At 49.6% G+C, this 1320-nt stretch carries 1 protein-coding gene; it reads left to right on the plus strand.

Annotated features, from left to right (window positions below; genetic code table 11):
• Positions 1 to 71 precede the first annotated feature (71 nt).
• The gene (locus Q3A88_RS21820) at positions 72 to 1280 is read left to right on the plus strand and encodes an IS256 family transposase (RefSeq protein WP_180787420.1); all 1209 of its coding nucleotides are present in this window, start codon (positions 72 to 74) and stop codon (positions 1278 to 1280) included.
• The last annotated feature ends 40 nt before the right edge of the window (positions 1281 to 1320 follow it).

Consider the following 1320-nt stretch of genomic DNA (forward strand, 5'->3'; position numbering starts at 1 on the left):
GAGCCTGTAATTAAAATTGTGTAATTGCCTGTTTTTGATATGTTCACTCCAACTGAGGAGACAGGCAAATTATGGACGAAAAGAAACTTAAGGCACTCGCTGCCGAACTGGCGAAAGGCATCAAAACCGAAGCTGACCTCAATGCTTTTTCTCGTATGCTGACGAAGTTAACCGTTGAAACAGCACTGAATGCTGAACTGACAGAGCACCTCGGGCACGAGAAGAATGCCCCAAAATCAGGCTCGAATACCCGCAACGGCTATTCATCCAAAACGCTTCTGTGCGATGACGGCGAAATCGAGCTAAACACACCACGTGACCGTGAAAATTCCTTCGAGCCGCAGTTGATAAAGAAAAACCAGACGCGTATCACGCAGATGGACAGCCAGATTTTGTCCCTGTACGCCAAAGGTATGACGACCCGTGAGATCGTCGCCACCTTCAAAGAAATGTACGATGCTGATGTCTCACCTGCGTTGATATCGAAAGTCACCGACGCGGTTAAAGAGCAGGTTATCGAGTGGCAAAATCGGCCTCTGGAGTCTCTCTATCCCATTGTTTATCTTGACTGTATCGTGGTAAAGGTTCGTCACAATGGTTCTGTCATTAACAAAGCCGTCTTCCTCGCGCTGGGTATAAATACCGAAGGTCAAAAGGAGCTGCTGGGCATGTGGATAGCGGAAAATGAAGGCGCAAAGTTCTGGCTTAATGTCCTGACTGAACTCAAAAATCGGGGTCTTCAGGATATCCTGATTGCCTGTGTCGATGGCCTGAAGGGCTTCCCCGATGCCATAAACAGCGTATATCCCCAGACGCATATTCAGCTTTGCATCATCCACATGGTGCGTAACAGCCTGAAATACGTGTCATGGAAGGACTACAAAGGTGTCACCAGCGGGCTGAAAGCCGTCTACCAGTCACCGACGGAAGAAGGCGCATTGCAGGCGCTGGAAGACTTCGCAGGCCTCTGGGACGATAAATATCCGCAGATCAGCAAAAGCTGGCGTGCGCACTGGGAGAATCTGAATACGTTCTTCGGTTACCCGCCGGATATCCGCAAAGCGATCTACACCACGAATGCCATCGAGTCACTGAACAGCGTGATCCGCCAGGCAATAAAGAAACGCAAGGCGTTCCCGACAGATGACTCGGTGCGAAAAGTGATTTACCTTGCGATCCAGTCGGCGTCGAAAAAATGGAGCATGCCGATCCAGAACTGGCGGCTGGCGATGAGCCGTTTTATTATCGAGTTCGGCGACCGCATTGAAGGTCACCTTTAATTAATAGGGGTGGCAGTTACACAGAATGATTTACAGGGTC

Origin of the sequence: Pectobacterium sp. HCp5_1 (genome assembly GCF_032905925.1) — a bacterium.
GTDB classification, from domain to species: Bacteria; Pseudomonadota; Gammaproteobacteria; order Enterobacterales; family Enterobacteriaceae; genus Pectobacterium; species Pectobacterium brasiliense_A.